Source organism: Streptomyces platensis, assembly GCF_008704855.1.
Lineage (GTDB): Bacteria > Actinomycetota > Actinomycetes > Streptomycetales > Streptomycetaceae > Streptomyces > Streptomyces platensis.
This window is the reverse complement of sequence record NZ_CP023691.1, coordinates 2,838,429-2,864,025: the sequence shown is the minus strand read 5'-3', so window position 1 is coordinate 2,864,025 and position 25,597 is coordinate 2,838,429. Positions and strand designations below refer to the sequence as shown.

Below are 25,597 nucleotides of genomic sequence, written 5' to 3'. Positions count from 1 at the left end.
CGCGCAGGAGCAGCCTCAGATGACTGGCGGGCGGCCCAGCCGGGTCATGCGCCACACCGTGCGCCAGCGCAGCGGGCGGCGTCGGCCGCAGGGGGTGCGTACTCCCTCGGCGAAACCGGCGGCCCAGGCGCGCAGGCCCGCCGCCGTGGGGCTGCGGACGGCGGTCAGAGCGGCCCAGACGCCGAGGTAGAGGGGGACCAGCACGGCGGGGAGGTGCCGCTTGGCGAGCCAGACGCGGTTTCTGGCGACCATGCGGTGGTAGACGGCGTGCCGGGTGGGTGAGGTGTACGGGTGCTGAAGCACCAGCTCCGGGGCGTAGCGGATGTGCCAGCCGTCGTCCAGGGCCCGCCAGGCCAGGTCGGTTTCCTCATGGGCGTAGAAGAAGTCGTCGGGCCAGCCGCCGATCCGGTCCAGCATCGGTACGGACAGGGAGTGCCCGCCGCCGAGGAAGGTGGTGACCAGACCGCCGCGTGCCGGGTCGCCGGCCCGCAGACGGGGGACGTGGCGGCGCTGGGTGCGGCCCCGCTCGTCGGCGATGCGGAAGCTGACGATCCCCAACTCCGGGTCGCGCGTGTGCAGTTCCGCCAGCCGGCTGAAGACGTCCGGGCTGATCAGCAGGCCGTCGTCGTCCAGGTCGACCACCACGTCGACGTCCCCGAGCTTGCGCAGCTCGTCCAGGGCGACATTGCGGCCGCCGGAGACTCCCAGGTTCTCGCTCAGCTCGACTCCGACGGCGCCGTGCGGCAGCGGGGGGAGCGGGGAGCCGTTTCCGATGACCACGATGTGGGCCGGCCGCAGGTCCTGCTTGGCGACCGAATCCAGCAGCGCCCGCAGTTCGGCGGGACGGTTTCCCATGGTCAAGATGGCGACGCCTACGCGCAGATGACGCACAGAAGTTTGCTCCGTTCTTGGCGGTCTTGTCGGGATGCTAACCGCCGGGGGCGGCGACTGTGTGCCACGGCGCTTCCCCGGCGACATCGGGCCGTTGAACGCTGGGGAACGTCCGTGCCGTGGGCCGGGAGCCCGCGGATGCCGGGTGTGCCGGACCGGCGCACGATGGAAGGACCGGGGGTTTGCACGGTTGCCCAGGGGGGCGGATGGAGGAAGCCCTCATGATGGAAGTCAAGACGGTCGACAAGCCGGATGAACGGCGCGACTTTCCCCGGGGACACCTCGAAGCCCTGCACCTCACCGGACTGGACTTCGCCGTGGCCACCTTCGAGCCCGGCTGGCGCTGGTCGGAGTCGGTGGGCCCGATAGCCGGGACGGACAGCTGCGAGGTGCACCACAACTGCTTCGTCGTCCAGGGCCGGATGCGCATCAGGATGAACGACGGCGCGGAGTCCGAGGTGGGACCCGGCGATGTCTTCGTCTGCCCGCCCGGACACGACGCCTGGGTGGTCGGGGACGAGCAGTGCATCGTGTACGACTTCGCGGGCCAGATGGCGAAGGACTACGCGAAGGGCTAGGACGGGCCGGGCAGGCAGAGGCAGGCGGTGACCGCGCGGGGCGGGGCCGCTGTCTGACCGTGTACGGAGCGAGGCCGGGGCGCGGTGGCCGGTTGCCGCGTCGGCCGGCCGGGTGGCGTGTGGTTCGCCACGTGGATCCGGATGTCTAGGAACGCGCTCGGTGGGCAGGGGTGCGGGCGGTCCGGCGTGCGGAATACGTCACGGGTTGATCCCGTTGCCGCAGCCGGGGACCGACTGACAAGCGTCGACAGACCGGAAGCAGGGAAACAGGCATGAGCACCATTGAGCTCACCAAGGAAAACTTCGACGACATCGTCTCCGGCAACGATTTCGTCCTGATCGACTTCTGGGCCGAGTGGTGCGGGCCGTGCAAGCAGTTCGGCCCGGTCTTCGAGAAGTCCTCCGAGACGCACGACGACCTGGTCTTCGCCAAGGTCGACACGGAGGCGCAGCCCGAGCTGGCGCAGGCCCTCCAGATCCAGTCCATCCCGACCGTGATGATCGTCCGGGAGAACATCGCCGTCTTCGCCCAGCCCGGCGCGCTGCCCGCGGAGGCCCTGGAGGACGTCATCGGCCAGGCCCGTGCGCTGGACATGGACGAGGTCCGGGCGTCGGTCACCGAAGCGCAGCAGGCCGAGCAGGCGCAGGGCGAACAGGGTCAGCAGGCGCAGGGCTCGTGAGCGACCTCCTTCTGGTCCGGCACGGCGAGACCGAGTGGAGCAGGGACGGCCGGCACACCAGCTGGACCGATCTGCCGCTGACCGCCACCGGCGAGGAGCAGGCCCGCGCACTGCGGCCGCTGCTGTCGGACCGGAAGATCGGGCCGGTGTACGCCAGCCCGATGCAGCGGGCGCTGCGCACCGCCGAGCTGGCGGGCCTCGCCCGCCCGCAGATCGACGCCGACCTGCGGGAATGGGACTACGGCGGCTATGAGGGCATCGCCACCGCAGAGATCCACCGCGACCGGCCCGGCTGGTATCTGTTCTCCGACGGTGTCGCCGAGGGGCCCGCGGAGCATCCGGGCGAGTCGCCCGAGCAGGTCGGGGCGCGCGCCGACCGGGTGCTGGCCCGGATCGCGGCACAGCTCGCCGCCGACGACGGCGATGTGGCGCTGGTCGCGCATGCGCACTTCCTGCGGGTGCTGGCCGCCCGCAGGCTCGGGCTGCCGCCCGCCGCCGGGGGCCTCTTCACCTTCGAGACCGGGGCGGTCGGCGTCCTGGGGACCGAACACGACCGGCCCGCGGTGGTCGCCTGGAACGCCCGGAGTGTGTGAGACGGGGAGCGGCGGGCGGGGCCGCTCGGCCGGTGAGCCTGCCGTGAGCCGTGAGCCGTGAGCTCGGAGTCGCTTGGCCCGGAGCCCGGCTCCGGGTGCGGACGCGGCCGCCGGATCGCTACGGATCCATCGGATCGAGATGCAACGGCTGCACCTTGCCCTCGATCATCGCGCCGAGCCCCATGACGGCACAGGTATCGGGGTGGTCCGCGGTGTGTACCGGCATGTTCGTGGCCTGGTGGATCATCGGCTCCAGGCCGGGGATCAGGGCGCTGCCGCCCGCGAGCACGATGCCGCGCTCCCCGAGGTCGGCCACCAGATCCGGCGGGCAGCGGCGCAGCACGGCCCCGATGCCGTCGAGGATCGAGGTCAGCGGGGTGGTGATGGCGTCCCGTACCCGCTCGGTGTCGACATGCACGGAGCGCGCCATCCCGCTGATCACGTCCCGGCCGTGCACCTCGGTGGAGCCCGGGGTGACCCCGTCGCCACCGGAGAGGATCAGCTGAAGCGGGCGTACGGCCTGGCCCGCCAGCATCAGCTCGTGGTGCAGCCGCAGATGCTGGATGACCGCGTGGTCGATGGCGTTGCCGCCCACCGGCACGGTCTCGGCGGCCACGATCGAGCCGAGGGAGAGCACCGCGACCTGCGTGGTTCCGGCGCCGCACACCACGATCATGGTGGCCTCGGGCTGCTCCACCGGGAGCCCGCACCCCACCGCCGCCGCGACCAGCGTGTCGACCAGCTCCACCCGCCGCGCCCCCAGCCCGGTGAGTGTCTCCACGGCGGCCCGCTGGGCCAGCGGCTCGCTGCCGTACGGGAGACAGACCGCGGCCCGCATCGTGGGCCGGCGCCGCCAGGTCTTGCGGAGCTTGTCGCCGACCAGGGTCCGCAGCAGCCGCTGGGCCATGTCGATATCGACGACGGTGCCGTTGGAGACCGGGCGCACCACCCGGATGTAGTCGGGGGTGCGGCCGTCCATCACCTCGGCCTGGGCGCCGACGGCCAGCAGCGCCCCGCTGCGGGTGTTGATGGCGGCGACGGTCGGTTCGTCGACGACCAGCCCCTGGTTCTTGACATACACCCTGGTCCGGGCCGCGCCGATGTCGATGGCGGCCGAACAGCGCCGCAATTGGGCGAGGCTGATGGTCATGGGTGATTCCTCCCCGATGGGCCGGTATGGACGAAGCGGTCGCGCGGCCGGTTCGCAGGGACCGCTCGTGCGCCATCCTCCGGTCGTGCGGAGGCCGCCGCCTGCTGGAAAGGTCCGCTCGGGGGACGGGGGCGGGGCGGTTGCGGCGAAGGGGTGATGAGGCGGGGAGAGGCCGGTGCGGCGGGCCCTCAGCCGGCCAGTCGCTGGTACAGCCCCCAGGTGAATTCGGGGACGATGTCCTGCGGGGTGCCGTCGGGGCCGGGCGCGGTGCACGCCAGCCGCCAGCGGGTGGGGGCGCTGCCCTCCATGGGGCCGGCCGGGGCGAAGGCGCGGGCGACCTCGTCGACGGTGCAGGACCAGGGCCGCAGATCCGCGGTGCTGTGCAGGTCAGGGGCGGTGGCGCCGGGTGCCCGGACGAGCCAGGCGTTCCAGACGGTGTCCCGGGAGCCGGTGAGGATCTCGAACCGCAGATCGGGCCAGAGCGGCACCGGCCAGGTCAGGGCCTCGCAGCGCAGATCGCCGATGCGGCGGGGAGTGACGGTCTCGGGGGCGCCGAGCAGCGCACGATACGGCCGGCTGCCGCCGGGCGCTCGCGGGGCGTGCATCCGTGCCTGCCAGCGGCGGTTGGCCTCGCGCATCTCGGCACGGGAGACGCCCAGGGTGCGCAGCGCCTCCTCGACCAGGCCGGGGTGGTGGTCGGCCATCCGGCGCAGCAGGACGACCTGGAAGGCGACCGGTCCGGGCAGCCCGGAGGGGGCGCCGGAGCCGCCGGGCGGGTCATTGTCCGTGGTGTGGTCCATGAGGGACATGGTGGTGGACGGCGCGGGCCACCGGCCGCCCGGGGCGCTCGCCGTCGGGGAGGAAGAGCACGGAGTTGACATAGCGGCGGTGCGGGGCGAGGGAGCGGCGCAGCAGCCCGTGCTCGGCGACCTGGTAGGTGCGGGACTGATGGGCGGGCAGATCGAAATCGGCCAGCGGCAGCCAGCGGTCGTGCGGCAGCACCCAGCCGCGGTAGCCGTGGGCCGCCGTCCAGTCCAGTACGGGCCCGAGCGGCTGGATACGGGTCTCCAACTCGACGAACAGGGCCGGGAGGTGACGTTCGACGGTGTGTGCGGCGCCGCGCAGCACCGCCAGCTCCGCGCCCTCCGCGTCGATCTTGATGAGGGTGACGGACGCCAGCGCCAGCGCGTCCAGCGGGAGGCAGGGCACATCGAGGGCGGCGGTGTGCAGCTCCCGGCGTACGAGCGAGGAGACCCCGCGGTCGCCGCGGCCGCCCGGGGGCAGCCAGAGGGTGGCGCAGCCCGTGTGGTCGGTGGCCGCGGCGGACACCACCTCGACATGCGGGGGAGTGACCGCGCAGAGCAGACGGGCCAGGTGGGGGACCGGTTCGAGGGTGACGACCCGGTCGGCGCACCGGGCCAGCCGCCGGGTCCACGGGCCGTACCACCCGCCGACGTCGACGGCCGTGCCGCCGGGCGGGCAGAAGTCGGCGAGCCGCCGCAGCTCCGGTTCGAACCGCGGATAGAGCCCGGCCACCAGCGCCGACACCAGCCGGCCCGGCAGCCGGGGCGCCAGCCGCGCGGCGAGCGTCACGACCCCGCTTCCCGGTCCGCGAGTCGGCGCAGCGCGCGGGTGTGCTCGGCGTCGCTGAGCTGTTCGCCGGACGAGGGCAGGAGCTGGGGGATGCCGTCGAGGATCGGATAGCGGCGTTGCAGCCGGGGGTTGTAGAGGGCGTCACCGGGATCGAGCAGCGACAGCGGGCCCTTGTCGAGCGGGCAGACGAGGATCTTCAGCAGCGGGTCATCGGGCTTCATCGGGCGACTCCGGGGGTCCGGTGGGGAGTTCGGGGACGGGCGGGTCATGGCGGGGCAGCGCGAGCAGGACCGCCACGGCGACGGCCGTGCCGCCCAGCCGCAGCGCGCGCCGCAGCGGATCGGCGGGCAGCGGCTCACCGAACGCCACGGTGCCGCAGACGACGGTGAACACGCAGGTGACGGTGGTGCAGACGGGGACGATCACGGACGCCCGGCAGCGTTGCAGGGCGGTCTGGGACAGCACCAGACCGGCGGCTCCGGTGATGAGCAGGAGGTACGGGTAGGGCGAGCGGAGCAGCCGGCCCACGACGGCCGGGAGGTCGTGGGGAGCCAGCAGACCCGAGACGCCCTTGATGGCCAGCGAGCTGACCCCGTAGAGCAGGCCGACGGCCACCCCGTAGGGGACACCCGCCGTCGGCAGCCGGTGGCGGCGCCGGGCACGCCGTTCCGCCGAGCGGTACAGCAGCAGTCCGGCGGCCAGCGACGGCACCGCGATCAGCAGCAGGGTGGCGGGCGGCGCGGTGCGGGCGACGGCCCGGGCGTCCTCGCCCTGGAGGGAGGCGATGACCAGCACCAGCGCCACCAGGATCGCCACGATGCCCTGCCGCTCCCGGCCGCTGGTCCGCTCGCCCAGCACCACCGAGGACAGCAGCAGCAAAAGGACCAGGCCCGAGACGAACAGGCCCTGGGCGGCGGCCAGCGGCAGGGTGCGGTAGACGGCGAGCTGGGCGGCGAAACCGGCGGCCAGGGCGAGCGAGCCGGCCAGCCACAGCGGGCTGGACAGCAGCCGGCCGACGACCCGTACGGGCTGCCGGGTGCTCAGCGCGGGCAGCCCCGCCAGGGCCCGCTTCTCCAGCACGAAACCGGTGCTGTACAGGACGTTGGCGAGCAGCGCGGACGCCACGCCCCACCACGGCACCGCGCTACCCCCCTGCCCGCCGGGCATGGGCGAGCAGGATCGAGGCCAGCGACGGCACCCGGCACGCGGCGCGGTCGAGGGGGCGCAGCGGCCGCGGCACATCGTGGTACGGCGCACCGGCGATCCGTACGGCCTCGAAACCGGACGCCGCGAGGAAGCCGCGCAGGGCACGGGCCGTGCAGAGCCGCAGATGGCCGACGACCTGGGTGCCGGGACGGCCGTGGATGCCCCGCATGCTCACCTCCGAGAAGACGGGCTGGACCCCGGCGAGCAGCAGCCCGCGGTTGTACCAGGCGGCGAGATTCGGGGTGGAGAGCATCAGATGACCACCGGGGCGCAGCACCCGGCGCAGTTCGTCCAGGGCGGCATCGGGGTCGACGAGATGCTCGATGACCTCGCTGAAGAGGACCGCGTCGGCGGAACCGGACGCGAACGGCAGCCCCCCGTCGGTGAGTTCGCCGCGCACCGCCCAGGGGATCCGGGTCCGGGCGCGGCGCAGGGCGTCCTGCGACCAGTCGACGCCCACCAGACGGTGACCGGTGAGCACCTCCGCCGCGACGGCCGCCGCCGAACCGTCGCCGCAGCCGATGTCCAGGATGGTGGCGGGCGGCGCCCCGGTGCGTACGGGCCCCAGGGCGCGCGCCAGCAGCCGCGCCTGCCGCATGCTGCGGGCGGCGCCGGACGCCACCGGCACGGCGGGGTTCTCGTAGAAGTCCCGCAGCGTGGCGGGGGGCCGGGTCACCGGGCCGCTCCGCCGGCCGGGGGCGGGGTCCAGGCGGTGGCGGCGAGGGAGGAGCGGAACAGCTCGCCGAGCCGGGCGCCGGCCGCGTCGTCCAGGAGGGCCGGGGACCAGCGCAGCGCCAGCTGGATCCGGCCGGCCACGGAGACGGTGGTGACGGTGAGCCCGCGCGGCATCCGGGCCGGGGCGGAGAACCACACCGCGGCCGGCCGGCCGGCGTCCCCGAAGTCCAGCGGGTAGGCGATCCGGCCGATGTTGGACAGCAGGGTGGTGGAGGTCCACGGCGCGGCGGCGCGGCGCAGCGTACGGGTGACCGCGCCGCGCAGCCCGACAGGGAGGACGGGGGCGGTCAACATCGTGGCGTAGAGCCCGAGTTGAGATCCCGGGGCGGCGGCCTTGAGCGCACGGGTGCGGGCGGCGGTGCGCCCCAGCAGCCGCGCCACCGCGTCCGGGTCGGGCGGATCGGCGGTGAGCGGCCCGGCATCCCGGCGCTCCTCGGGGCCGAAGCCGACCGACACCAGCCGGGTGCCGTTGCCGATGGGCATCCCGGCATCGCGCGGCCGGTCGTCGACGGGCATGGTGACGACGATGGGGGCGGCGGCCGGGGCGGCCGCGCCGTGCGGGCGGGCCGGGGCGTGCAGCCGGTTCCAGCGGGCGACCATCAGCCAGGTGGCGACCAGGAGTTGATCGTTGACGGTGTAGGGCGCGGGCTGGGCGGGAGTGCGTGGGGGGCGGGTGGGGATCGGGAGGTCGGTGAGGAGCATGCCGTTGCCGGGGCGGTTGGCGTTGCCGGGGTGGCGGGGCCTGCCGGGCCGGGGAGCGCTGCCGGGCGCCGGGGTCGGGGCCGGCGTCGGAGCCGAGGGCGGGGCGGGGTCGGGGGCGATTCGTGCCGGGCGGGTGAGACGGGGGCCGGGAGCCGGGGGCCGGTCGGCGGGTGGTTCCGGACGGGGCCCGGGGGCGCGTACGGGCGCGGGGGCGGGGGAGTTGTCGGCGCCGCCGTAGAGCTCGGCGGCGGTGGCCAGCACCCGCAGACAGGCCGGCCCGTCCAGCGCGGTGTGGTGGAGGGTGAGCAGCAGCACGGTGCCGCCCGCCGCCCCCTCGATCACCTCCAGCCGTACAGGAGGTGAGGCGTCCAGCGGCGGACAGTGGTCGAGCGCGCGCTGCCGGGCACGGGCCAGCGCACCGGGGCCGGGCGGCGGGAAGCCGACCGGGTCCACGTCCGGCGTGGCGGTGAGCTGCCAGCGGTAGCGGCGGTGCCACCAGTGGACCGGGGCCTGCCGCATCAGGATGCGCGGATGGCGGGCGAGCGCCTGGTGAAACGCGGTGCGCAGCCGTACGGGGTCGACCCGGCCGGGGAGATGCACCTCGATGTGTACGGTCTCCGGCTCGCCGTCATCCAGACAGTGCCGGGAGATCTCATCGACGACGGGGAAGGGGAGGTGGGCTACGGCGCTGCCGCGGCTCTGCTCCCCCCCACCCCCGAACCCACCCCCCGCCCCCTCCCCCGAAGGGGGAGAGGGGGAGGGGGCGGGGGAGAGCTCGCCCCGGCCGTCGGGCGGGGTGCGCGGGCCGACAGATGGCGCGACCTGGCCGTCGGCTGGTGTGCCACGGCTGTCACGCGATGCGCCATGTCCGTCGGGTGGTTCGTGCCGGGCCGGTTGCAGTGCGGTCATCGGGTGGTGTCCTCCCCGCTGTGGTCGGTCGGTGGTGCGGGACCGCTGTCGGCAGGCGGTACGGGCCTGCTACCGGCCGGCCGTACGGGACTGACCGGCCGAACCCCCTGCCGCTCGGCCCAGTTCGGCCCCGCGCCCGGCGCCCGCCCTCGCGCCACGATCGGACGCCCGACAGCGACCGGCCCGCCGCCCTCGTCCCGAACCCGTCGCGGAAGCGGTGGCCGCGCGAGCAGTCCGGGCGGATCAACGCGACCGGATGGCCCGGATGACCAGGACGACCCGGACGGTCCGGACGGTTCATCGGGCCCCGGCCGGCCGGATGGCCCGTACGGCGAGGTCGGGCCAGAGGGTCCGTGCGGCGCAGATGGCCCGGACGGCCCGGAAGGCGTCCCGCCCGAGGGCCCACCCGCCCCCGGCCCGTCCGCATCCGGCCCACCCGCATCCGCCCCCGGCTCAGCCACGGACACCGGCCCCCGCGACGCCCGCCCCCGCACGGTGACCACCGCCGCAGCCAGCGCCAGCAGCGCCAAGGCCTGTGCGGTGGCGCTGAACGCGCCCTTGCCGGCGGCGTGGGGCTCGCCCGCGCCGAGGGCCGCGACGGTTCCGGCGCTCACCATCGCCGCCAGGGCCAGGGGGACGAGGAGGCGTGGCCGGAAGCACGCCAGGAGTGCCAGGGCGGGCGCGACCAGGGCGTAGGGGCCGGAGGCCAGGGCCAGTACCGCGGTCAGCGTCACCACTCCCAGGACCCAGGAGGGGGCGGGTGGCAGCGGTGCCGGAGGCGGCGGGGTGCGGGGGGTGCGGCGGACGAGAGCGGAGACGAGCAGGAGCACGACCCCCAGGGCGCCGCCGGCCAGGCCCAGGTCGTAGGCGACCGCCGGGGTGTAGAAGAGCTCTACGGTGCCGCCGGAGCCGGCCGGGACGAGGAAGGCCTGTTGCCAGCCGTCGACCCGGAGCGGGGTCAGCCGTCGGCCGTGGAGTGTGGCCTGCCAGCCGTCGTTGGCGTTCTCGTGCATCTGGAGGTAGACGGCCCGGCCGGCACCGACCGCGACGCTGCGGCGGTCCCCCGACCAGTCCCCGGCGTCGGCCTTCCGCACCGGGGCGGCGGACTCGCGCACCGGCCCGGCGCCCGCAGTTTCCTGCTCGCCCCCGGCCCCCGCGCGCCCCGCAGCACCCCGCCGCAGCGTCACATCCGTCAGCGCCAGCGGCCCTTGGTCGCCGGCCTCCACCCGATGGCGTCCGGACGGCAGGTCCAGGCGGCCGTCACGGGCCGGCCCGGCGCACAACCGCACATCGACGGGGCGGCGTTCGGTGAGGTCACGGACGTAGCCGGTGGCCTCGGTGGCGTGCAGGACGCCGTCGACGGCGAGCACCGGGCCCTGGCCGCAGCCGAGCGAGAAGCGGGCGTCGGCGGCGGGCCGCGGGGTGCGGTAGGTGTCGAGTGCGGGGAGGTGAATCTCGCTGAGGCCGACCGGGAGTTGGAGTGCCTGGCCGGCGACCGGGTTGTGCAGGGTCAGGGGTTTGACCTTGCTGATGGTGAGGTCGAGGCGGTCGGTGGTGAGGGGGTCGAAGCGGGCCTGGCCGTTCTCGTCGACGCCCGCGGTGGCCGCCCCGTACGGCGAGTTGATCAGGATCTGCTCGGGCCGGGTGGCGAGACCGCCGGCCGCGGCCAGCACGATCTGGTCGATCTTCTTCCGGCCGGGCCAGCGCAGATGCACGGTGGGCCGGTCACCGGCGATCCAGGCGGTGGTCAGATCGCCGTCGACGAGGTTGCGGGGGCTGAGCGACGGGCCGAAGCCGAAGGCGGTGGAGTCGGCGGTGGCGGTGATCCGGTCCCGCTGTTCCGGTGCGATGCGGTCCAGCAGCCGGTCGAGTTCGGGGCCGGGAACGGCCAGTGCCTTGCCGGAGACGCGGTACGCGGCGGCCGGGCCGGTGCGGAACTGGCGGTGCAGCCCGGCCTCGGCGGAGACGGGGGAGAGGCCGCCCGGGTCGCTGCCGCGGTGCAGCGAGACGACCTCGGCGGGCGCGCCGGAACGCGCGGCGTCGGCGGGCAGTTGCAGCAGCCGGGTGACCTGGACGCCGGGGACGGAGATCTCCCGGAAGCCGGCGCCGGAGAGCCCGGCGCGTGGGGTCTGCGAGCCGAGGATGGTCACCTTCAGCCAGGTCGCCCGGCCGGCCGGGGCCTTGACCCGCTGCGGCGTCCCGTCGGGGCGCAGGGTGTCCTCCGTGGTGCCGCGGTCGGTCTGCACCCTTACGGAGGTCGGGGCGGCCCGCAGTCCGTCTCCGGGCAGGGGAGTCAGGGACAGGGCGGACGGGAGGGTGACGGGCCGGGGGAAGGCGATCCGCACCCACTGGCCTATGGGGTTTCCGGCGCTGCCTTCCGCCCAGGCGGTGCCGGGGTCGCCGTCGAAGGCGTGGCCCGGGTCGTACTGCGGCAGCTGGAAGAGCCAGTTGCCGCTGCTGGAGGCGGTGACCGAGGTCGCGCCGCGGAGGACGGCGGTGGTCTGGTGGCCGGGGCCGGTGGTCGGCAGGATCTGCCGGGGCGGGCGGCCGGGGTCCTGGACGCTGTCGGGGTGGTTTCGCTCGTCGGCGGTGTAGGTGTACGAGGTGTTGCTGTTGACCAGCCCGAAGCGGGTGTCGGCGCGGCGCAGGCCGTCGGCGGTGAGCTGGAGCGGCGGGGTGCCGAGGCCGGGGTGGCGGTCGCCGGTCAGCACGGTGGCGCGGCGGCGCAGGGCGGGGTCGGCGGACAGCTGGAGCAGGGCTTCGGGGCCGCCGCTGAGCTGCGCGGTGTCGGCGACGGCCCGGGTGGTGACCGGGCCGGGCTCGGGGGTGTCCTGCGGCCGGTAGATCTCGACGGCGTGCTGCCGCGGATAGAGGCCCTGGACCTGGAGGGGCGCCCCGGCGGGGATCCGGCCGCCGGTGGTCAGCGGGCCGAAGGCGGCCACCTTGCGGTAGCCGGACGCCTGGAGGGTGCGTTTGACGGTCTGCGGCGGGACGTAGCCGATCTGGTCCGGGTCGAGATCGTTGCGTACGACCACGTCGTGCAGTCCGGCCCGGCCCAAGTAGTCGCGCAGGCCCGGGACCTGGGCGCCGGTCAGCAGGGCCTGTTCGACGGCGTCCAGGGTGCGGCGGGCGCCCGGGGTGACGAACGGGACGAAGTCGCGCTGGGCCCAGGGGGAGGTGGCGAGGACGTCGAGCGGCTCGTCGATGGGGGAGCCCCAGGTGTAGATGCCGTGCGCGGTCGCGGGGACGACCAGCGCGCGGCTGTGCGGGGAGTGCTTGTGGAGCCAGGCCGCGGCCCGTTCCCAGGAGGCGGGCAGTTCGGTGAAGGCGCCGGGCTGGAGCACGGTGCCGGTGAGGAAGGGCAGCGCGAGGGCGGGCAGCACGAGGAACGCCGTCACCAGCGGGAGACGCCGGCGGGCGGGGATCCGGCGGGTGCCGCGGCGTTCGGTGGCGACCGCGAGCAGATGCGCCAGGCCCAGGGTGAGCGCCAGGGCCAGGCCCGGGGTGAATTTGTAGATGTTGCGGAACGGGCGCAGCCAGCCGTTGAGCCAGTCCTGCCACAGCCCGTGCAGCGGCCCGCCCAGCGCACCGCCGTACCCGGCCAGCGCGATCAGCGCCACGGCCAGCACGGTCAGCAGCAGCCAGCGCCGCTCGGGCAGATCCCGGCGGGCCAGCCCGGCGAGGCCCAGCGCCGCGGCCAGCGCCGAACCGAGTACCGCGAACGGCTGGGCCGTCAGGGTCCAGCCGGCCGGCAGCCAGGGTTCGCCGAAGTGGAGGTAGCCGACCCAGTTGCCGGCGCCGCGCAGCAGTTCGGTGGCGGACATGGTGCCGGTGGTGGTGTCGGCCTGCTCGATGTACGGCATGAAGTTCTCGCCGTGCAGGCCGAGCAGCAGCAGCGGGACCACCCACCAGGCGGTGGCCAGGACGACACCGGGCAGCCACCAGGCGAGCAGCTTCGGCCGGCGCGGCCCCGTACGGGCGAGCAGATACAGGCCGGCGGGCAGCAGCGCGGCCAGTGTCGAGGCCGCGTTGACCCCGCCCATGAAGGGGATCAGCAGCGCCGAGCGGGTGGCCGCGATACGGGCGCTGACCTGTGTGTCGGTCAGCGGCAGCAGGACCCACGGGAGCAGTGCGCCGGGCAGTGCGGCGGCGGAGGTGGAGCCGATGACGAGGGTGAAGGTCGGCCACAGGGCGTAGCAGGCGGCGGCCAGGAGCCGGGCCGGCGGGGTGCCGACGCGGAGCCGTTCGGCCAGCCGCAGCGCACCCCAGAACGCGGCCGTGACGATCAGCGACATCCACAGCCGCTCGGCCAGCCACACCGGGACATGGGCGAGATCGGCCAGGCCGTAATAGGGGAGCGTGGGGAAGGCATAGCCGACGTACTGGTCGGCGATGCCGCCGAGGCCCGCCCGGTCGTGCCATAACTGCCCGAGGTCGGCGAGGAACCGCCACGGGTCGGTCGTCACCCCCAGCTTGGTCTCGAACGTCATCTTCCCCGGCGAGGGTGCCAGGAAGCCGGCCAGCGCGAGCGCCCAGAACGCGAACAGCCGGCGTCTGCGCCGGGGGTGGCCGGGCGGCGGGGCGGGCGTCGGCCGGCCGCCGCCGTCGGGCGATCCGGGGGACGGGTACGGCCTCAGGGTCTGGGTCATGGCAACCGCCGGAGGATGAGGAGGAGGTTCCAGGTGGCGACCTCCCGGACGCCCGGGAGGCGGGGGATGGCCTCGGCGAGGAACGGCGCATAGCGGGAGCGGGCGGTGACCACGGCGATGTCGTCACGGGCCCGGACCTGGCGCAGGGTGCGGCCGATGTGCACCGCGAACAGGTTGACGCCCAAGGTGTGCTTGGCCGCCTGTCCGGTGCGCCGCCGGTAGCGGGCGCGGGCCCGCTCGGCGCCCAAGTAGTGCCAGGGCGCGGTCTCGTGGCCACCCCAGGGGGAGAACCAGTTGGTGAAGGCGACATAGATCAGCCCGCCGGGGCGGGTGACCCGGATCAGCTCGCTCAGGAAGATCTGCGGGTCGGCGACATGCTCCAGGACGTTGGAGGAGAAGCAGATGTCGACGGCGCCGTCGGCGAGCGGCAGCAGATAGCCGTCGGCGAGCACCGCGCCCTCGATCGGCGGGCCGTGGGCGGTCAGCTCCGCCGCATCGGGTTCGAAGAGCCAGGCCCGGGCGCCGCGGCGGCGGAACTCCGCGGTGAAGTGGCCGCTGCCGCCGCCGACATCGGCGACCACCGCGCCCCGCAGCGGGGCGTACCGTTCGATCTGGTCGGCGGCGTCCCGGGCGAGCAGCCGGTAGCAGTGCCCGGGGTCGGTCCGCTCCCGCAGAAAGGCCCGGAACAGGGCGGCGGACCTGCGCAGCGAGGGGTCGCGCACCGGGCCGTCACCGCCTGGGGAGCGGGTCGAGGGCGGCCTCCGCGGCGACCGCCCGGAAGCTCTGCACCGTATGGCTCCACCGGAAGCGGGCGGCGCGCCGTTCGGCGGCGCGGCCCAGGGCGTCGCGGCGCCGGGCGCTGAGCGCGAGGGTGCACCAGTGCGCGGCGAACGCGCTCTCACCGCGGGCCAGCAGCCCCGTCGTGCCGTCCTCGACGGAGTCCCGCAGGCCCGGGATGTCGAAGCCGACGGCCGGGGTGCGGCGGGCGGCGGCCTCCATCACCACCAGCCCCCAGCCCTCGACGAGCGAGGGGTGCAGCAACAGCCAGGCGGAGCACAGCAGTTGATGCTTGCGTTCTTCGGAGACATGGCCGGTGAAGGTGACGCCGGGCCCGGCCATCGCGGCCAGCCGGGCGCGCTCCGGGCCGTCGCCGACGATCACCAGCCGGCCGCCGGTCACCGGCCGGACCCGCTCCCACAGCCGCAGAAGCAGATCGATGCGCTTGTACTCGACGAGCCGCCCCATGGCCAGGAACAGCGGTTCCGGCGCCTTGGGGGTCGGCGGGCCGGGCTCCGCCACGCCGTTGTACACCAGGCGGATCCGCTCCGCGTCGACCCCGAGGCCGCGCAGCGCGGACGCCGTCGAGCCGGAGACCGCCACCATCAGATCGCGGCGGTGCGCACCGGCCAGCGCCCAGTGCTCCAGGCGGCGGCCGAGCCGCGCTGCGGGCCCCGGGCAGCGCAGCCGCCACAGGTCCGTATGGACATGGTTGACCAGGCACAGTGTGGGGCCGCGGTGCCACAGCGGCGCCAGGTACGGCATCCCGTTGCAGACCTCGACCAGCAGATCGCAGGGCCCGACCCGGCGCGCCAGCTGGCGGGGCACGCGCAGGAAGTGACCGGCGTCGCCGCCCGCGGACACCACCCGGTAGCCGCGCGTGGGGGCACCGCCCCGGCCCGGGAGCCCGGCGGACGGCGGCCCGCCGCACAGCAGGGTGACCTGGTGCCCGTGGGCGCTGAGCCCCTCGGCGATCCGGTCGACCAGCAGCTCGGAGCCGCCGGCCGCGGGGTTGCCCAGATCGCGGCGGGCGAGGAAGACGATCCGGCGCGGCAGCGGCGGCGGCCCCGAGCCGGGTGGCCCGGACGCCGAGGGGGCGGGCGCTGCGGGGGGCGGGGACGGGTGTGCGTACGGGGGCATCTGCGATCCAACTCGTCTCAGGGTGCCGTACCGGCGGTGGGGGACGTACTGCGTACTGAGTCGTGCGGGCCGTGCTGCCTCATGCGGTGCCGGGTCGCACCGTGCGGGCGGGGACGCTCGGGCTCGCGGTGCTGTGCGGTGGTGAAGTGGCGCTGTGCTGCGGGGAAGCGGCGGTGCGCTGCGGTGAAGTGGCGCTGTGCGGTGGTGAAGTGGCGCTGTGCGGTGGTGAAGCGGGGGTGGGGCTGCGGTGCGGCGGACGGGCACTGCGGTGAAGCGGAGGTGCGCCGACCGGAAGGCCGGCCGTCCGCGTGTGGGGTGGACAGTTTTCGCCCGCCCCGTTACCCGCGGCTACTCACCGGGGTGACAAAAACGGCCCCGATGCGGTCTGACGGTTCATCACTTCGCTCAGGACCGGCCGGTCGTCCGCCGCCCGCGCACCACCCACACCACCCCGGCCGGTACGAGCACCGCGCCCGCCGCCGCGGCCGTGACCGGCAGCGTCCGGCCGACCAGCACCAGCTTGTCGCGGTCCGCCTTCGCCAGCCGCACCTGCGCCCGCTGCGTCGCGGGCGTGAACCGCAACCGCTCGCCGCGCAGCAGCGTCACCGCGGTACGCCGGGCACCGGGTGCGCGCAGCGTCTTGACCGGCGAGATCACGGCATCCATGATCCGGCCGGTGTGCGGCTCGACGACCAGCTCGACACCGGAGTTGGCGTACCACTCCTCGGCCTGGATCTGGCCCTGCTCCGGCCGTCCGACGAGCCGTCCGGGGACCTGCCGGCTGCCGGTCCGGGTGGGCGGCACGGTCCCGGTGAAGCGGTAGCCCTGGAAGCCCTGGACCGCCCGCGTACCGGCGAAGCGGAGCGGGACGGCGGCTCCCAGGGTGTTGTCCCACCAGCGGTAGCCCGTCTTCCGCACATCGAAGGGGAACTTGAGGTAGGCATCGCCGTCGAACCGGGTCGGGGCCTCCCCGCAGCAGTGCACCGGCGCATTGCTGTGCCGGTCGGTGACCCAGCGCTCGGTGGTCCACTGGAAGGCGCGGCGCGGGTCCTTCAGGGCGAGCGTCTGCGGGGTGTCGACCGTGGTGGAGACGTCCCACACCGCCCGCCCGCTCTTCTCGCTCGCCGCGACATCGCCCAGTACGTGGCGGGTGATGGTGATCCGCCGGTGGTCCCTGGTCTTCAGCGCGGCGGTGTCGAAGTAGCTGCCGTCGCCGGTGAAGACGGTGGTGACATCGACATCGACCGGCGTGACCTTGGCCCGTGGCGTGACGTACCAGGCCAGCAGGGGCGCCAGGACCAGCAGAAAGACGCCGAGACCGAGGACGGCGAGTGACAGGGGCGGGGCGGCGGTGGCCGTGGTGGGGGAGGCGGCGGGCTTGCCGGATACGGGCATACGGGCACTCCTGGAAGCGGTGGGGGAATCACGCTCTGGTGCACGTGCGGGCGCCGCGGGGCGCCATGGGCCGGGAACGTAAGGGAACTCTTGACAGGGCGTCAATGCCCTTCCACACTCGGCAGGCACCACGACTCCGGTGGTGCCGCGCTGTGGGACGCGACACCGGGCCGCCGTGCCGGGTACCGCGCCAACCTCGACGGAGACCGCCGACGGGCTCCGGCATCGACGAAGGGCTCGCCGCGCCATGCACCGTACGCTCGCCGCCGCACTGACCGCGCTGACCGCCGCCGCCCTCGCCGCCGGCGTCGCGCTCGGCCTCGTCGCCGCCCTGGACGCCACCCCTGAGCAGCCGAATGTGCCGCTGGTGACCTTCGACCGGAGCGGCGAGTAGCGGGCGGGCCGGGGAGGCGGGCGTGCTGAGGAGGTCCGGGTCATGGTGACGGCCGTCCGCTCGGCCTGGCGGGAGGTCCCGCCCTACCAGGTACGGCAGTTCGCCGCCCGGGCACTGGAGGAGGTGCCGACCCTCGCCCAGGACATCCTCCGGGAGATCCGTCACGCCTACCCCCAACTCCCCCTGGTCCCGGATGAGTTCGGGGAACCCCGGGCGCTGGTGGGCATCCGCCAGTCGCTGGAGCACTTCGTCGCGCATCTGACGGCCGGCCCGGACCGGCCGCATGTGCACCCGCGGGTCTTCCAGGAGTTCGGCCGTGGCGAGGGCCTCCAGGGCCGCAGCCTGGACGTGCTCCAGGCCGTCTACCGGCTGGGCGTCCGGCTGGCCTGGCGGCGGCTCGCCGAGATCGGCCAGCAGGTCGCGATCCCGGCACCCGCGATGTACGAGCTCGCCGAGTCCGGCTACGAGTATCTGGACGGGCTGGTCGCCGAATCCGTACGCGGCTACGCCGAGGCCGCCGCCCGCCAGGCCGGTGAACGGCTGCGGCTGCAACGGCGCCTGATGGAGCAGCTGTTCACGGGCCCGGCAAGGCGGCGGCGCGGCGCCGGGACGGCGGACGGGGTGCCGCCGGCTCTCGCCGAGCGCGCCGCCGCGCTCGGCTGGACGCTGCCCCGGCGGGTCGCGGTCGCGGTCCTGCTGCGCCCGGCCCGGGAGGCGGTCGCGCCCGCCGTCGCCCCGGACGTCCTGCTGGACATGGAGAGCGAACGGCCGCGGATGGTGGTGCCCGAGCCGGACGCCCCCGGACGGCGGGAGCTGCTGGCCCGCGCGGCGGCCGGCTGGTCCGGCGCGATCGGTCCCGCCGTACCACTGCTGGACGCCGCCAAATCGCTGCGCTGGGCCGGGGCCGCGGTCGATCTGACCGAGCGCGGACTGCTGCCCGCGGGCGAGCTGCTCCAGTGCACCGAGCACACCGAGGCGCTGGTCCTGCTGCCGCCGGAGGAGCTGATCGAGGACCTCACCCGCCGCCGCCTCGCCCCCCTGGACAGCTGCGGACCCGCCCACGGCCGGCGGCTCGCGGAGACCCTGCTCGCCTGGCTGGAGACCCGCGGCGGCGCCCCCGAGGTCGCCGCCCGGCTCGGCGTCCATCCGCAGACCGTGCGCTACCGGCTGCGTCAGATAAGGGAGTTGTGGGGCGCGGAGATCGATGACCCGGACCGCCGCTTCGAACTGGAGCTGGTCTTACGGGCCCGGCGGCTGCGCGGCGACCTCAGCTGACCCCGCCGGACTCCGCCGCCCGGCCCTCCACCAGCGCCGCCATCCCGTCCAGGAGCCGGGCCAGCCCGAACTCGAACAGCGACGTCAGCGTCACCGCGTCGTCGTGCCCGGAGATCCCCCCGTACATGGGGTAGGAGCCCGAGGTGAGGATGCCCTCGAAAACCGGCTCCATGGACGCCATCCACTGGTTCCGGTCCAGCCCGGTCTCCTGCTCGGCCTCCAGATCGTCCTCGAAGCCCGCGGCGGTGGCGCGCACGTAGTTGAGCAGCGTCACGGCCATATGGATCAGCGTCACCGGGTCCATTCCGGTCACCCGCGCCATGGTCCACTCGATGAGCGCCATCGCCCGCGGCATCGGCTGCGGCCGGGTGATCGACAGATAGTGCGCCAGCCACGGATGCCGCTGGTAGAGCTCCCATTGCAGCCGTGCGCCCGCCGCCATCCGCGCGCGCCAGTCGTCCGGCTCCGGGTCCGGGAGCGCGACACCGCGGAACGCCGCGTCCGCCATCAGCACCACCAGCTCGTCCTTGTTGGCCACATGGCGGTAGAGCGCCATCGAGGACACCCCGAACTCGGCGGCGACCCGGCGCATCGACAGCGCCCGCAGCCCCTCGGCGTCAGCGATCTTGAGACCGGCCCGTACGACGCTCTCCCGGCTCAGCCCGCGGTCCGTCTCGCGCGGCCGCCGCTCCCGCGGGAGTTCGGGGCGCGCGGCCCGCTGCGGCTGCGGCTCGGCCACCACCGTGCCCACGCCCGGCACGGCGCGGACCACGCCCTCCTGGCGCAGGGTGGTGAGCACCTTGGTGGCGGTCGCCATCGCCACCCCCCACTCCTGGGTGATCCGCCGGGTCGAGGGCACTCGGTCGCCCGGCGCGAGCTCGCCGGAGTCGATACGGCACCGGATCGCGTCGACGATCCGGCGATAGGGCGGCGCCGGCTGCTCCACGGGGTGACCTCCGTACTAGTGCACCAGGGGGTTTTCGCTGCCCGTGAGGGTACCAGCGCCGGTCCCATCAGGGCATTGCACTAGCCCAGTGCACTAGTGTGATGCACCTCCAATTCCCTTATCTGGCCTGGTGTTTGCGCCGTAAGCCCACACTGCTTACGGTGTCACCCATGTCGTTTACCACGTACACATCCCCGCCGCCGTCGCAGCCGGCACCGCCGCCGGCCGGCCGCCGGGAGTGGACCGCCCTCGCCGTGCTCCTGCTGCCCTGCCTGCTCGTCTCCATGGACGTCTCGGTGCTCTACTTCGCGGTCCCGTTCCTGACCGCGGAACTGGAGCCCAGCAGCGTCCAGCAACTGTGGATCCTGGACGTCTACGGCTTCGTCCTGGCCGGCCTGCTGATCACCATGGGCGCGCTGGGCGACCGCATCGGCCGCCGCAAACTGCTCCTGTCCGGCGCCCTCCTCTTCGGCCTCGCCTCCGGGGTCGCCGCCTACGCGCAGAGCGCCGAGATGCTCATCGCCGCACGGGCGTTGCTCGGCATCGGCGGCGCGACCCTGATGCCGTCCACCCTCGCGCTGATCCGCAACCTCTTCCATGACGCCAAGCAGCGCGGCAAGGCCGTCGCGATCTGGTCGTCGGCGATGATGGGCGGGATCGCGATCGGTCCGGTGCTCAGCGGGGCGCTGCTGGAACACTTCTGGTGGGGCTCGGTCTTCCTGATCAACGCCCCGGCGATGGTGCTGCTGCTGGTCTGCGGCCCGCTGCTGCTGCCGGAGTTCAAGAACCCGGCCGCCGGGCGCTTCGATCTGCCCGGCTCGCTGCTGTCCCTGCTCGCGATGCTGCCGACGGTCTACGGCATCAAGGAGATCGCCCGCGACGGCGTGGCACTGCGGCCCGCCCTCGTCCTCGCGGCCGGGCTGCTGGCCGCCGCGGCCTTCGTGTACCGCCAGCGCACCGCCCGCCACCCGATGCTCGACCTGGAACTGTTCCGCCACCGCGGGTTCAGCGTCTCGGTGCTGATGAACCTGCTGGCGACGTTCGCGGTCGTCGGCTGCGCGGTCTTCTTCACCCAGTACCTCCAGACCGTACGGGGCATGAGCCCCATGGAGTCGGCACTGTGGAACCTGCTGCCGACCCTCGCGGTGGGCGGGATGGCACCGACGGCGGCCGTGCTCGGCCGGCGCATGGACCGGGCGTATGTCATCGCCCTGGGGTTCGTCATCGCGGCCGGCGGCTTCGTCTGGCTGTCCTGGCTGGAACCGGGCTCGGCCCTGTGGTTCGTCCTGGTCGCCTCGTCGGTCTACGCCTCGGGCCTGGTGATGGTGATGTCCCTCGGCAACGAACTGGCCATCGGCCTCGCCCCGCCCGAGCGCGCCGGCTCCGCCTCGGCCCTGCTGGAGTCCGGCACCGAACTGGGCGGCGCCCTGGGCATGGCCATCCTGGGCAGCATCGGGAGCGCGGTCTACCGCGCGGACATGGCCGGTGCCCTGCCCGCCGGCCTCCCGTCGGCCGCCGCCGACGCGGCCCGCGAAACCCTGGCCGGCGCCGCCGCGGTGGCCGCCGAACTCCCGGGCCGCGCGGGCGAGGCACTGCTTTCCGCGGCCCGGTCCGCCTTCACCGACAGCCTCCAGTCGGCCGTCCTTGTCGCCGCGGGAGTGATGGCCTGCGCCGCGGTACTGGCCGTGCTGCTGCTGCGGGGCCTGGGGAGACCTGGAGCGGAGGGAGAGGCGGGTGCCGTCGGGGCGGCCGGGGCTTCGGAGGCCGCCCGCCCGGCTCACTCGGGGGCGACGCCCAGCATCCGCTGAAGCAGCTCCTTCAGCAGCGTCCGCTCGGCGACCGTCAGCCGGCCGAGGGGTTCGCGCGCGAAGTCCAGGGACGTCCGCAGGGCCCGGGCCAGGCGCGCCCCCTCCTCGGTCGGGGCGGCGAGCTTGACGCGGCGGTCGGCCGGATCGGGGCGGCGCTCGACCAGGCCGCGGGATTCCAGCCGGTCCACGATGCCGGTGATGTTCGACGGCTCGCACTTCAGGCGCTGGGCGACCTTGCGCATGGGCAGCGGCTCGATGGAGAGCAGGCTGAGCACCCGGGCCTGCGCACCGGTCAGCGAATGCTCGGTCGCGGCGTGCTCGTACTCCTCGTAGTAGCGGGCCACGACGGTGCCGATGAGGTCGACGACCTCGACGGTCAAGGGGTCTGCGCGGGGGGTCATGCACACGAGGATACCCATTTACTTGACAACCTGAAATATCGAGGAGCATGGTTGTTTCAGTACCTGAAGCATTAGGAGGAGCGCGCTTATGTCCGCACTGCCCACGACCAGCCGCGAATGGCACCTCGTCGCCCGCCCCCACGGCTGGCCCACCCCGGAGGACTTCGCGCTGCGCGAGGCCGCGGTGCCCGAGGTCGGCGAGGGCCAGATCCTGGTCCGCACCCAGCACTTCTCCGTCGACCCGTACATGCGCGGCCGGATGAACGATGTGAAGTCCTACGTCCCGCCCTTCCAGCTCGACCAGCCGATGGAGGGCGGCGCGGTCGGCGAGGTCCTCGCCTCGCGCGATGACTCCATCGCCGTCGGTGACCATGTCCTGCACGGCCTCGGCTGGCGCGAGTACGCGGTACTGGACGCCAAGCGCGCCGCCAAGGTGGACCCGTCGCTGGCTCCGCTCACCGCCTACCTCGGCGTGCTGGGCATGCCCGGCCTGACCGCGTACGCGGGCCTGCTGGAGGTGGCGTCCTTCAAGGAGGGCGACGCCGTCTTCGTCTCCGGCGCGGCCGGTGCGGTGGGCAGCGAGGTCGGCCAGATAGCCAAGCTCAAGGGCGCCTCCCGGGTCATCGGCTCGGCCGGATCCGACGAGAAGGTCAAGCTCCTGGTGGAGGAGTACGGCTTCGACGCCGCCTTCAACTACAAGAACGGCGACGTCGGCAAGCAGCTGAAGGAGGCCGCCCCGGACGGTATCGACGTCTACTTCGACAACGTCGGCGGCGACCACCTCGAAGCGGCCATCAGCTCCCTCAACGTCCATGGCCGTGCCGCCATTTGCGGCATGATCTCGATGTACAACGCCACGGAGCCGAGCCCCGCGCCCCGCAACCTCGCCATGGTGATCGGCAAGCGTCTGCGCCTCCAGGGCCTGCTGGTCAGCGACCACGCCGCCCTCCAGCCGCAGTTCGTCGAGGAGGTCTCCGCCTGGATCCGCTCCGGCGAACTGAAGTACAGCGAGACCAAGGTGGCCGGCATGGAGAACGGCGTCCAGGCCTTCCTGGGCCTGCTGCGCGGCGAGAACACGGGCAAGATGATCGTCAGCCTGGAGGGCTGAGCCGCGCGGCCGGGCACTGTCGCGGGCTGAGGGCTGGAGGAGAGCTGGTGGTCCCCCGCCCCGTACTCCTCCCGCCCCCTCACCCCCTTGCGCCCGCCCGTTAGGCTCGGCGGCACGCCGTCGTGATCCGTGGGCGCGAGTCGCGGCGAACCACAGGAGGATTCGGTATGCCCATCCAGACCGTCGACGTCGTCTACACCGCCGTCGCCACCGCTGAGAACGGCCGTGACGGCCGCGTCGCCAGCGACGACGGCAAGCTCGACGTGGTCGTCAACCCGCCCAAGGAGCAGGGCGGCAGCGGCGCCGGCACCAACCCCGAGCAGCTCTTCGCCGCCGGTTACAGCGCCTGCTTCCAGGGCGCGCTCAGTGTCGTCGCCCGCCGGGAGAACGCCGATGTCTCCGGCTCCCGCGTGACCGCCAAGGTCGGCATCGGCAAGACCCCGGACGGGGGCTTCGGCCTCACGGTCGAGATCGCCGTCTCGATCCCGCAGGTCGACGCGGCCACCGCCCAGGACCTCGTGGAGAAGGCGCACCAGGTGTGCCCGTACTCCCACGCCACCCGCGGCAACATCGAGGTCAAGCTGACCGTCGCCTGACCCACGGCGTCACCGGCGCACTTCCGCAAGGGCCGCATCCCGCGAAGGGGTGCGGTCCTTTGGGGTCTGCGGGCGTGGCGCAGCCCCACGTTCGTGGCATGGGCGGGGCCCTTGGCACCGCTGTGGGGCCGTTCTTCGGGTCCCACCCTTCCCGCCCGCCCTTCCCCCCGCTCTCCGCTCCTGCTCTTCGGTCCCGCTCTTCGGTCCCGTTTCTCGGTCCCGCTTTCGGGCCTGCGTCGGCTCAACTCGCGCTATTCTGGCGGCGCTTCACCACGTTCCTCCCCACAGCTCCGTCGGCGGTCGGCCGGCGGGGGCCCTGGCTTCCGGGGCCTGTCCGGAGGAGCGAGGAGGAGCGATGGACGATCAGGACACGGAGCAGGAGAGCGACCGGTGGGCGCCGTCTGACAGATGGCAGGTGGTCATCGGGGTGCTGGGCCTGCTGGTGGCGATCGTCGCTTGTGTGGGGCAGTTCGCCCGGTAACGCCGGGGCCGGCCCCACGGGGTCCGGACACGGCCGGTACCCGCCGTCGAGGTGGGACGGTCAACGGGGGAGTGCCCGGGCTCGACACCTTCCGCGCAGCTCGCGCCCGCATGCTTCCCGCACCCTCACCGCGCGTTTCCCGTGCCCCTCGGCCCTCCGCACCTCTACCCGGGTCCCACACCCCGCGACACCCCACTCCCGCCCCACCCCCTGTGACGCACGCAACATTCCCCTTGTCTTGACGCACCCCGCGTGTAATCGATTTCGTAGCCCCCACGCCTTCCTCGCGGAAACGATTACACGGCGATCAAGGCGAACCCGCGAACCCGCCCCCACGGGAGGCGCGAACAGCAACCAGCAACCAGCGACCAGCGGACAAACGGAACGGCGACGGTGCCATGGCGAACATCAAGGATGTGGCGGAGCGGGCAGGGGTTTCCGTGGCCACGGTTTCGCGGGTGCTCAATGGCCACAGTCCGGTCGCCGAGACCCGGGAACGGGTGCTCGCCGCCGTACGGGACCTCGGCTACCGGCCCAACAACGTCGCCCGCGCGCTGCGCACCGCGCGGACCGGCGCGCTCGGTCTGATCATCAGCGATCTCACCAACCCCTTCTTCACCGAGCTGGCCGACGCCGTCGAGGACGAGGCCCGCAGCCTCGGCTACAGCCTGGTCATCGGCAATGCCGATGAGAGCCCCGAGCAGCAGGACGACTACATCCGCACGCTGCTCGACCGCCGGATCGACGGCCTGCTGGTCAGCTCGGCCGGTACGGGTTCGGCGATGCTCAGCGAGGTCGTGGCCTCCGGCACGCCGCTGGTGCTGCTGGACCGCACCGTGCCCGGTGTCGACGCCCCCTGCGTCCGCGCCGACGGCCGTACCGCGCTCACCGAGCTCGCCGCCCATCTCGCCGCCCACGGCCGCCGCCGCCCCGCGATCATCGTCGCCCCGGCCGGCACCCCTACCGGCGACGAGCGCCTCGGCTTCTTCCGTACGGCGCTGGGCGGCTACGGCCTCACCCTGCCCGACGAGCGGGTTGGTGCCACCCCCGACCTCCAGCACACCGGCGGCCGGCAGGTGATGAGCGCGTTCCTCGACCTCGCCGAGCCGCCGGACGCGGTACTGGCCACCGACAACCTGATGGCGCTGGGCGCGATGGACGAACTCCGCGCCCGCGGGCTGCGGGTCCCCGACGATGTGGCGCTGGTGGTGTACGACGACGTGCCGTGGTTCGCCCACACCGATCCGCCGCTGACCGCCATCGCCCAGCCCACCCGGGAACTGGGCCGGGCCGCCGTCCACACCCTGCTGGCGCGGATCGAGGGCCGGCCGGCCGGCTCGGTGCTGCTGCCGGCCCGGCTGGTCACCCGCCGCTCCTGTGGCGAAGTGCCCGCCCCCTGAGCCGGCCCGCCCGGGCCCGGCCCGCCACTCGGGCCGGGCACCCCGTCCGGGCGGGCCACCCGAACGAGTCATCACAGCCCAGCCGGCCACCACCACCCACGCAAACCAGCGACCACCACCCACCAGGCCACGGCCCACGCACACCACAGCCCACCCAAGCCGGCCACCACTTCCCATCCAAACCAGCCGC

The 25,597-nt window shown here is 74.0% G+C and carries 25 protein-coding genes; 11 read left to right on the top strand and 14 right to left on the bottom strand.

What is annotated here, in order from left to right:
• Positions 1–15: 15 nt before the first annotated feature.
• Positions 16–891: a glycosyltransferase family 2 protein gene (locus tag CP981_RS12540; RefSeq protein ID WP_085927906.1), complete on the bottom strand. Its 876-nt coding sequence runs from the start codon at positions 889–891 to the stop codon at positions 16–18.
• A 221-nt stretch (positions 892–1,112) separates the two neighbouring features.
• On the opposite strand from CP981_RS12540, the gene CP981_RS12535 reads away from it, so the two are divergent.
• The 3 genes from CP981_RS12535 to CP981_RS12525 all read left to right on the top strand — a co-directional run bounded on the left by CP981_RS12535 (position 1,113) and on the right by CP981_RS12525 (position 2,742).
• Complete coding sequence (locus CP981_RS12535) at positions 1,113–1,469, top strand: cupin domain-containing protein (protein ID WP_085927918.1); 357 nt, start codon at positions 1,113–1,115, stop codon at positions 1,467–1,469.
• Positions 1,470–1,741: 272 nt separating this feature from the next.
• Positions 1,742–2,149 carry a thioredoxin gene (gene trxA, locus CP981_RS12530; protein ID WP_085927907.1) on the top strand — a complete coding sequence of 136 codons (408 nt, stop codon included), beginning with the start codon at positions 1,742–1,744 and terminating at the stop codon, positions 2,147–2,149.
• Positions 2,146–2,742: a histidine phosphatase family protein gene (locus CP981_RS12525; RefSeq protein WP_085927908.1), complete on the top strand. Its 597-nt coding sequence runs from the start codon at positions 2,146–2,148 to the stop codon at positions 2,740–2,742. The genes trxA and CP981_RS12525 overlap by 4 nt, the downstream gene beginning before the upstream one ends.
• Before the next feature lie 118 nt (positions 2,743–2,860).
• Here the strand turns inward: CP981_RS12525 and CP981_RS12520 are convergent, their stop codons facing one another.
• The 10 genes from CP981_RS12520 to CP981_RS12475 all read right to left on the bottom strand — a co-directional run bounded on the left by CP981_RS12520 (position 2,861) and on the right by CP981_RS12475 (position 15,603).
• Complete coding sequence (locus CP981_RS12520) at positions 2,861–3,892, bottom strand: rod shape-determining protein (RefSeq protein ID WP_085927909.1); 1,032 nt, start codon at positions 3,890–3,892, stop codon at positions 2,861–2,863.
• 188 nt (positions 3,893–4,080) lie between these two features.
• Entirely contained in the window at positions 4,081–4,692 is a 612-nt protein-coding gene (locus CP981_RS12515) for a hypothetical protein (RefSeq protein WP_085927910.1), read from the bottom strand.
• Positions 4,670–5,485: an FkbM family methyltransferase gene (locus CP981_RS12510; protein ID WP_085927911.1), complete on the bottom strand. Its 816-nt coding sequence runs from the start codon at positions 5,483–5,485 to the stop codon at positions 4,670–4,672. The genes CP981_RS12515 and CP981_RS12510 overlap by 23 nt, the downstream gene beginning before the upstream one ends.
• Positions 5,482–5,706: a Trm112 family protein gene (locus CP981_RS12505; RefSeq protein WP_085927912.1), complete on the bottom strand. Its 225-nt coding sequence runs from the start codon at positions 5,704–5,706 to the stop codon at positions 5,482–5,484. Before CP981_RS12505 ends, CP981_RS12510 begins: the two co-directional genes overlap by 4 nt.
• Positions 5,693–6,652 carry a DMT family transporter gene (locus CP981_RS12500; protein WP_208852931.1) on the bottom strand — a complete coding sequence of 320 codons (960 nt, stop codon included), beginning with the start codon at positions 6,650–6,652 and terminating at the stop codon, positions 5,693–5,695. The genes CP981_RS12505 and CP981_RS12500 overlap by 14 nt, the downstream gene beginning before the upstream one ends.
• The gene (locus CP981_RS12495) at positions 6,630–7,367 is read right to left on the bottom strand and encodes a class I SAM-dependent methyltransferase (RefSeq protein WP_244329636.1); all 738 of its coding nucleotides are present in this window, start codon (positions 7,365–7,367) and stop codon (positions 6,630–6,632) included. Before CP981_RS12495 ends, CP981_RS12500 begins: the two co-directional genes overlap by 23 nt.
• Positions 7,364–9,037 (bottom strand): condensation domain-containing protein, encoded by a 1,674-nt coding sequence (locus CP981_RS12490; RefSeq protein ID WP_150522332.1) that lies wholly within the window; start codon positions 9,035–9,037, stop codon positions 7,364–7,366. The genes CP981_RS12495 and CP981_RS12490 overlap by 4 nt, the downstream gene beginning before the upstream one ends.
• Positions 9,034–13,686 (bottom strand): alpha-(1->3)-arabinofuranosyltransferase domain-containing protein, encoded by a 4,653-nt coding sequence (locus CP981_RS12485; protein ID WP_085926151.1) that lies wholly within the window; start codon positions 13,684–13,686, stop codon positions 9,034–9,036. The genes CP981_RS12490 and CP981_RS12485 overlap by 4 nt, the downstream gene beginning before the upstream one ends.
• On the bottom strand, positions 13,683–14,408 hold the full coding sequence (locus CP981_RS12480; protein WP_085926152.1) for a class I SAM-dependent methyltransferase: 726 nt from the start codon (positions 14,406–14,408) through the stop codon (positions 13,683–13,685). Before CP981_RS12480 ends, CP981_RS12485 begins: the two co-directional genes overlap by 4 nt.
• Positions 14,409–14,415: 7 nt before the next feature.
• Positions 14,416–15,603, bottom strand: a complete 1,188-nt coding sequence (locus tag CP981_RS12475) for a glycosyltransferase family 4 protein (protein WP_085926153.1) — start codon at positions 15,601–15,603, stop codon at positions 14,416–14,418.
• Positions 15,604–15,689: 86 nt separating this feature from the next.
• On the opposite strand from CP981_RS12475, the gene CP981_RS12470 reads away from it, so the two are divergent.
• Positions 15,690–15,875 (top strand): hypothetical protein, encoded by a 186-nt coding sequence (locus CP981_RS12470; protein WP_143658952.1) that lies wholly within the window; start codon positions 15,690–15,692, stop codon positions 15,873–15,875.
• Between the two features lie 133 nt (positions 15,876–16,008).
• Here the strand turns inward: CP981_RS12470 and pgfA are convergent, their stop codons facing one another.
• Entirely contained in the window at positions 16,009–16,998 is a 990-nt protein-coding gene (gene pgfA, locus CP981_RS12465) for a cell envelope lipid trafficking protein PgfA (RefSeq protein WP_085926154.1), read from the bottom strand.
• 247 nt (positions 16,999–17,245) lie between these two features.
• Between pgfA and CP981_RS37670 the strand changes: the two genes are divergently transcribed.
• Positions 17,246–17,392, top strand: a complete 147-nt coding sequence (locus tag CP981_RS37670; RefSeq protein WP_167536088.1) for a hypothetical protein — start codon at positions 17,246–17,248, stop codon at positions 17,390–17,392.
• 42 nt (positions 17,393–17,434) lie between these two features.
• Entirely contained in the window at positions 17,435–18,667 is a 1,233-nt protein-coding gene (locus CP981_RS12460; protein ID WP_085926155.1) for a PucR family transcriptional regulator, read from the top strand.
• On the opposite strand, the gene CP981_RS12455 is transcribed toward CP981_RS12460, so the two are convergent.
• Positions 18,660–19,613, bottom strand: a complete 954-nt coding sequence (locus tag CP981_RS12455; RefSeq protein WP_085926156.1) for a TetR/AcrR family transcriptional regulator C-terminal domain-containing protein — start codon at positions 19,611–19,613, stop codon at positions 18,660–18,662. The two genes, CP981_RS12460 and CP981_RS12455, sit on opposite strands and share 8 nt — an antisense overlap.
• 170 nt (positions 19,614–19,783) lie before the next feature.
• Here CP981_RS12455 and CP981_RS12450 point away from each other — a divergent pair, with 170 nt between their 5' ends.
• Positions 19,784–21,421 carry an MFS transporter gene (locus CP981_RS12450; protein ID WP_085926157.1) on the top strand — a complete coding sequence of 546 codons (1,638 nt, stop codon included), beginning with the start codon at positions 19,784–19,786 and terminating at the stop codon, positions 21,419–21,421.
• On the opposite strand, the gene CP981_RS12445 is transcribed toward CP981_RS12450, so the two are convergent.
• A complete protein-coding gene (locus CP981_RS12445; RefSeq protein WP_042155417.1) occupies positions 21,391–21,822 on the bottom strand; it encodes a MarR family winged helix-turn-helix transcriptional regulator in 432 nt (143 codons plus the stop codon). The two genes, CP981_RS12450 and CP981_RS12445, sit on opposite strands and share 31 nt — an antisense overlap.
• An 88-nt stretch (positions 21,823–21,910) precedes the next feature.
• Between CP981_RS12445 and CP981_RS12440 the strand changes: the two genes are divergently transcribed.
• The 4 genes from CP981_RS12440 to CP981_RS12430 all read left to right on the top strand — a co-directional run bounded on the left by CP981_RS12440 (position 21,911) and on the right by CP981_RS12430 (position 25,407).
• Entirely contained in the window at positions 21,911–22,930 is a 1,020-nt protein-coding gene (locus CP981_RS12440) for an NADP-dependent oxidoreductase (RefSeq protein WP_085926158.1), read from the top strand.
• A 167-nt stretch (positions 22,931–23,097) separates the two neighbouring features.
• On the top strand, positions 23,098–23,526 hold the full coding sequence (locus tag CP981_RS12435) for an organic hydroperoxide resistance protein (protein WP_085926159.1): 429 nt from the start codon (positions 23,098–23,100) through the stop codon (positions 23,524–23,526).
• Positions 23,527–23,881: 355 nt separating this feature from the next.
• Positions 23,882–24,007, top strand: coding sequence for a hypothetical protein (locus tag CP981_RS39150; RefSeq protein ID WP_018088072.1), 126 nt, complete (start codon positions 23,882–23,884; stop codon positions 24,005–24,007).
• A gap of 398 nt (positions 24,008–24,405) precedes the next feature.
• On the top strand, positions 24,406–25,407 hold the full coding sequence (locus CP981_RS12430) for a LacI family DNA-binding transcriptional regulator (RefSeq protein WP_085926160.1): 1,002 nt from the start codon (positions 24,406–24,408) through the stop codon (positions 25,405–25,407).
• Positions 25,408–25,597: the final 190 nt, after the last annotated feature.